This is a genomic window from Brachyspira pilosicoli (assembly GCF_019402445.1).
Taxonomy (GTDB): Bacteria; Spirochaetota; Brachyspiria; order Brachyspirales; family Brachyspiraceae; genus Brachyspira; species Brachyspira pilosicoli_B.
Window position 1 is genome coordinate 1 of the sequence record NZ_SRZM01000206.1, and the last position, 7,178, is coordinate 7,178.

6 protein-coding genes are annotated in these 7,178 nt (G+C 27.1%); 4 read left to right on the plus strand and 2 right to left on the minus strand.

Features of this window, described 5'->3' with window-relative positions; translation table 11 throughout:
- The 3 genes from E6A48_RS07285 to fucO form a co-directional block, all read left to right on the plus strand.
- A partial coding sequence (locus E6A48_RS07285; RefSeq protein ID WP_258018569.1) for an FGGY-family carbohydrate kinase occupies positions 1-797 on the plus strand: 797 nt, incomplete at its 5' end.
- A 35-nt stretch (positions 798-832) separates the two neighbouring features.
- Entirely contained in the window at positions 833-1,534 is a 702-nt protein-coding gene (locus E6A48_RS07290) for an L-fuculose-phosphate aldolase (protein WP_219709366.1), read from the plus strand.
- Between the two features lie 41 nt (positions 1,535-1,575).
- Positions 1,576-2,724 (plus strand): lactaldehyde reductase, encoded by a 1,149-nt coding sequence (gene fucO, locus E6A48_RS07295; protein WP_219709367.1) that lies wholly within the window; start codon positions 1,576-1,578, stop codon positions 2,722-2,724.
- An 80-nt stretch (positions 2,725-2,804) separates the two neighbouring features.
- Here the strand turns inward: fucO and E6A48_RS07300 are convergent, their stop codons facing one another.
- Positions 2,805-4,388 carry an FGGY-family carbohydrate kinase gene (locus E6A48_RS07300; protein ID WP_219709368.1) on the minus strand — a complete coding sequence of 528 codons (1,584 nt, stop codon included), beginning with the start codon at positions 4,386-4,388 and terminating at the stop codon, positions 2,805-2,807.
- 9 nt (positions 4,389-4,397) lie between these two features.
- Complete coding sequence (locus E6A48_RS07305) at positions 4,398-5,375, minus strand: LacI family DNA-binding transcriptional regulator (protein WP_219709369.1); 978 nt, start codon at positions 5,373-5,375, stop codon at positions 4,398-4,400.
- A 244-nt stretch (positions 5,376-5,619) separates the two neighbouring features.
- Here E6A48_RS07305 and E6A48_RS07310 point away from each other — a divergent pair.
- A partial coding sequence (locus E6A48_RS07310; RefSeq protein WP_219709370.1) for a tetratricopeptide repeat protein occupies positions 5,620-7,178 on the plus strand: 1,559 nt, incomplete at its 3' end.

A 7,178-nucleotide genomic window follows, 5' to 3' on the forward strand; every position in this document is an offset into this window, starting at 1 on the left:
ATAAACTTCCATCATTACAAGAAGCAGGAAGTAAAAAAGGTTTATTAAAACAAGAGATAGCAGATTATTTAGGATGCAAACCATTTGATATTATTGCTGTTGCCTCTCATGATACTGCTTCTGCTGTGTTATCAGCACCTATTTTAGATGATAATACTGCTTACTTATCTTCTGGTTCTTGGTCTTTGCTTGGAGTTGAATTAAAAGAAGCAATATTAAGCGATGAAGCATTTGAGAATGGTTTTACTAATGAAATGGGATATAATAACACTATAAGATTTTTAGAAAACATAAACGGACTTTGGACTATACAGCTTCTTCAAAAGAAATATCAAATCTCATTCAACGATATAGAGAAATTAGCAAGAGATAATATTAAAGATGAACATAGAATAGATATTAATGATAATAGATTCTATAATCCTAAAGATATAGAAGATGAGATATTAAACTATTATAAAGATACTAATCAGTCTAATATAGGAAAAGACAAAAGAGGTGTTATAATAGCTTCTGTATATAATTCTCTAGCTGAAAGTTATGCTAAATATATCAATAGTCTTAAAAAACTTTTAAATAAAGATATTAATAAACTATGCATTGTAGGCGGCGGAACAAAAGATAAATTAATATGCGAGCTCACAAAAGAAAAGACTAATTTAACTGTTTCCGTAGGTCCTATAGAATGCACTGCAACTGGTAATATATTAGCACAATTTAAAGCTTTAGGGGTTTTAAAAGATGTTGAAGAGATGAGAAAATTGGTTATTAATAGTTTTGATATAAAACAAATATAATGTTTTAAATAAAAAATATTTTTTAAGGAGAAAAAATGGCTACTGCAAATAGAAAAGATTTAGCTAAAAGCATAATAGAGGCTTGTTTAAATATGAGGAAAGATGGAGTTAATCAGGGTACTGCTGGAAACATAAGCATAAGATTTAAAGATGGTATGCTTATTACACCTTCAGGAATGCCTTATGAGATTATGACACCTGATGATATTGTTTTTGTAGATGGAGAAGGAAAACCAGAAAAAGATAAAATACCTTCAAGCGAATGGAGATTCCATTTATCTATTCTTAAAGACAACCCTACTTTTAATGCTGTAATACATAATCATGCTATTTATTCATCTATGGTTTCTATTTTAAATATTGACTATATTCCAGCTATTCATTATATGGTAGGCGTTGCTGGAGGAAATAAAATTCCTTGTGTTAAATATGCTACATATGGTACTCAAGAATTATGCGACAATATTTCTAAGACTATGAAAGGATATAAGGCTTGTATATTAAAAAATCATGGACTTTTAGCTGCTGATGAAACATTACAAAAAGCATATCATGTTATGATGGAAGTTGAGAACTTAGCTAGATTATATATGGGAGTGAGAGGAATAGGCGACTATTCTATTTTATCTGATGCTGAAATGGAAATTGTTTTAGAGAAGTTTAAAAATTATGGTCTTAATGTAAAACATAAAACTAAAAAAACAACAGCTAAATCTTCTAAATCTAAAAAGAAATAATTTTATAATATAGAAATAATTTTAAAAAAAGGAGTATTTTAATGGCTAGATACATTTTAAATGAAACAAGTTATTTTGGTATAGGTATAAGAAGCGAGCTTGCTACAGAGGTTAAAGCAAGAGGTTTCAAAAAGGCTCTTTTAGTAAGCGATAAAGTTTTAGATTCTTGTGGGGTTCTTAAAAAAGTTAAAGATGTTTTAGATGGTGCTAATATTGCTTATGATGTATTTTTAGATATTAAACAAAACCCTACTATAAAAAACTGTAAAGATGGTTTAGCAAAATTTAATGAATCTGGTGCTGATTTTTTAATTGCTGTGGGTGGTGGTTCTGTAATGGACGTTGCTAAAGCTATAGGTATTACTAAAAATAATCCTGATTTTGCTGATGTTAAATCACTTGAGGGAGTTGCTGCTACTAAAAATAAAAGTGTTCCTATTATGGCACTTCCTACTACTTGCGGTACTGCTGCTGAAGTTACAATTAACTATGTAATCATTAATGAAGAAGAAAATAGAAAAATGGTTTGTGTAGACCCTAAAGATATACCTATAGTTGCTTTAGTAGATGCTGAACTTATGGCTTCTATGCCTAATAGTCTTGTTGCTGCTACTGGTATGGACGCTTTAACTCATGCTATTGAAGGTTATATTACTAAAGGTGCTCATACTATTTCTGATATGTTTGAATATAAAGCTATGCAGCTTATATCTAAACATTTAAGAGGTGCTGTTAAAGATAAAAATATGACTGATATGGATGGAATGAGTATTGCTCAATATGTTGCTGGTATGGGTTTCAGTAATGTTGGACTTGGTATTGTTCACTCTATGGCTCACCCACTTGGAGCTATATTTGATATTCCTCATGGTGTTGCTAATGCTGTACTTCTACCTACTGTTATGGAATTTAATATGCCTGTTTGTATAGATAAATATATAGATATAGCTATAGCAATGGGAGAAAAAGTTGATGGATTAAGCAAAGAAGAAGCTGCTAAAAAAGCTGTTGAGGCTGTTAGAAAGCTTTCTAAAGATGTTAATATTCCTGCTAATTTAAGAGAATTAAAAATTAAAGAGGAAGATTTACCAAGATTAGCAAAAGATGCTTTAGCTGATGTATGTACTGGTGGAAACCCTAGAGATGTAACATTAGATGATATATTAGCTTTATATAAAAAGGCTTATTAATATAATTGTTAATTAATTATTATTAAATAAAAAAGGCTGTCTGTTATTTTTACAGGCAGCCTTATTAATTTTAATAAAAATTAGAAATCACTCATTAACTTTTCATATTTTAATTTATCTTTATAAAGTTCTAAATATACTTGATATTTTTTATCAAAATACTCTTTCATAGTTTTATCAGCCTCTATACATTCACCTTTTTTAGACATTTTTGCTAATGCCTCTTCATAATTATTATACTCACCTGAAGCTATAGAAGCTAAAATTGCACTTCCAAATACTACAGATTCTTCATGACCTGCTGTATAAATAGTACATTGACATATATCGGCAAGCTCTCTCATAAACAATGGATTTTTAGCAGCACCACCGCATACTATTATAGTGTCTATAACATATCCATTTTCTTTTGAAGTTTCAATGATATTTTTTGTACCAAAGCATATACTATCTATTGTTGCCCAATATAATTTAGCCATTGATACTATATCTTCTGACATATCTAATCCTATTTCCATTCCTCTCTCTCTTGGGTCAGCTATAGGAGATCTGTTTCCATAATGGAAATCTAATATATGCATATCTTTTATAGAAAATTTATTTATTTCTTTTAATTTATTTACTTCTTCATTTAATATTTTATATATGTCTTTTTGAGTTTTTCCTTCTTTTACAAATGTATTATAATATGGGTGTTTTTTTATGTTATAATCAATTAAGCTTCCATAAGCACTTTGACCGCCTTCATTTAACCACATATTAGATACCATAGCATTATAATATGGTCCCCATACACCTTTAACAAATATAGGCTCTTTACTATTCATCATATGACAAGCGGATGTTCCTGCCACAATTACAAGAGTATTTTCGGCTTTACCTATTAATGAGCCAAGTCCACCAGCATGAGCATCTATCATACCTACAGCAACTTTTACATTTTGTGATAAACCTAATTCATTACTACTTTTTTCTGTTAAATTTCCTGCAAATATACCTGGCTCTTTTATGATATTTCCTATTTTATTTTCTTCTATTAAGTCATATAAATCTAAGCTTTTAAAGAAGTTTTCATCCCATTTATTTTCATGTGCTAAATATGTCCATTTACATGCAACTGTACAAGAACTTCTTACATTACTTCCACATGCTTTATATTGAAGAAAATCAGCTAAATCAAAAAATTGATTAACTCTTTTATAATTTTCAGGCAAATTTCTTTTTAACCATAAAATTTTAGGTATTTCCATTTCAACACTTATTTTACCACCCACATACTTTAAAACATCGAAATTTTGTGAATTAATTTCTTCAGCCTCTTTTATAGCCCTATGATCCATCCACATTATAATATTCCAATCATCTATAGCATCTTTATTCACACTTACAGGATTATCATCTTTATCTAATGCCACCAAAGAACAAGTAGCATCAAATCCTATAGCTATAATATCATCTGTATTTACCTTTGATTTTTTTACTACTTCCTTTACTGAATTACACACACTATTCCATATATCAGACGAAGACTGTTCAATAAAATTTTCATCTATTTTTCTTAATTTTATAGAAGTACTTTCAAACCCAAGGCTATTTCCATCTAAAGAAAATATTCCAGCTCTGGAACTTCCTGAGCCTACATCTACGCCTATAACATACTTCATGAATTCCTCCTATTTTTTCTCACTACCTCTCAAATTAAATTGAGCAGAGAAATGATATATTTGTTTAGACATACTAATATTTTGTTGCTCTAATAAAACCTTAGTAGCATTAACCCCTATGTCGAATCCTGGAAATATTAACTCTGATATATTTTGATATTCCGAATACAAATTAACCACTTTATCAAATGATATTATTGAAACATCTTTGGGTATTGATAATTTTAATTCTTTTAAAGCTTTTAATATACCTATAGCCAATATTTGATTAGCTGCTAATATTGAATCAAATTTTATATTTTCTTTTACAAGTTTTTTTATTATATTATATCCACTATCACTACTATTAAAATCACCATAATATACTCTCTCTACACCATTATCCAAATTATGGCTTTTAATACTATCTAAAAATCCATCTTTTCTCTCTTGAGCATTACTTAAATTAAGACTACCTGTTATAATAATAGGATTTTTAGCCCCGCCCTCTATTAATAAATCAGTTGCTTTTTTAGCAGCACTAAAATTATTAGATAAATTTTTTATATATATTTCTTCAAATTCTAAATCTCTATCAACCAATGAAACAATATTAGTATTTCTATTATATGGTAATTTGTCTCTTTTAGCAGAAGCAGGTACCCATACTACACCTATATCTCTATCATTTTCTATCCTAGAGAATATTTTTATTTCTTCTTCAATAGATTCATTTGTTAAATATATTTCAAATGGTATATCAAATTTTTGTACAACTGATATTATACCATTAAACATATCAATATAAAAAGTATTACTTAAATCTGGAATTATTAGCATAACTCTCTTCACAGAGTTTATAGAAAAATATTTATGTACTCCTTCATTTTTTAAAACATCATTTATTTTGTTTCTTGTAGATACTTTTACAGAATTTGGGTCTTTTAACATTCTAGAAATAGTTGCTGGCGATATACCACTTATTCTAGATAATTCTCTTATTTTCAATTTTCATTTCCTCTGCTTTATCAAGATATTTCATTTTCTTGTTAAAAAATATTATAATATTAAAATAAAAAAAAGTAAATAATAAATATTCATTGTTTCATTTTTATGTGATGCATACATTTTTTTTTATAAAAAAAAACAAAAAATATAAAATAATTAAACTATAAATAATTTTAAATATATTTGCAAAAAGAAAGAAAAAATAATAAAATATTATAGTAATATGATATATTAGTAGGTGTTTATGAAAAAGAATATTATTATTTTTGTTATACTTTTTGAATTAATTATTATAATAATGACTTCTGGATTAGGAGCTCAAGGAAAAGCAGAAATACCAGATATTGTATCAAAAAATAAAATAAATTATGGCAGTGCATTAAAATTATATAACGAAAAGCAATATAAAAAAGCATATACACAATTTACAAATCTAATAAATAGTAGTAATGACTTATTAATAAGAGATTATATTATATATTATGGAGCCAAAAGTGCTTTAAGTACTAATATGTATGATGAGGCAATAGATTTATATTCTAAACTTATGGAAGAATACCCAAGGTCATCATTATACCCTTTCGCTGAACAATACAAAGCATTAGCAGAGTTCTATAAAGATGATTATCCTATAAGCAATTTTTTTAATAGCAATAAACAAAAATGGATAAAAGAGTTCGTTGGCTTAAAAGCAATGAGAGAAACTGAAGATACTAATAAAGCAAAATTAATAGCATTAGAGTTAACTAAAAAATACGTAAACAGAGAAGCTTTAATATATTTAAATAATAATTTTGAAGAAGAGATATATAATTTTAATAATAATATAAAATATAAAGCAGCTGTAGAATTATATGATGCAGGATATAGAACTGCCGCTTTAAAATATTTTGACAATCTCATAGAACTTGATGCTTATAAAAACAATTCAATATATTATAAAGCAAGAATTAATCAATTAGCAGGAAATAGAGAAAATGCTTCTACATTGTTTAATGAATATCTTGCCAATACCAACAATAAAGAATATAGAAAATTAGCAATTTATTGGAATGCTAATAATTATGAAAGGCTAAAGAATTATACTAAAGCGAGAGAGTTATATAATACTTTTTTGAGAAATTATCCAAAGGATAGTTATGTGCCAAGGATTTATAATAGCTTTATTAATATAAGTTTAAATAATAATAATTTACCAGAAGCTAAAAAATATTTGACAAACTCTCTAAAAAATTTCCATAACAATAGATATACAGAGCTTTCATTAAAGAGTTATTTAAGAAAGGCATTAAAATTAAAAAATAAAACAGAAACATATTATGCAATTAGTGAATTAGACAAAATATATCCAAAATATAGACATGACTTTGTATTATCATGGTATATGTGGGCTGCTGAAGAATTGGGAGATACTGAAATAAGAGATAAGTATATAATGAAAAGTCTGCTTGAAAGTAAAAATCCATTTTATGTAAAAGGGGCTTTAAGCTTAGCAACTGATGAAATGATAAACAATGTTTCTCAAAGCAATACTTACTACTTAAATGAAGCTAAAAAATATTATGCTGATTCAAATTATACCAAAACTATGCAGATGCTTGATAAAATGCAGTTTATAGATTATATAGTAACTAAAAAAGAAGATAATTTAGTAAAAGAAGCAAGAGCTATAGCTAAAGAAATATTCATGCAAAACAAATTTGTTCAGGACTTTTATTCTAATAAAAAAGAAAATGAAATATTTAATGAATTATCTTTACAAACAAGAGAAGAAGTAAATAAACCTATATTATTATATTATTA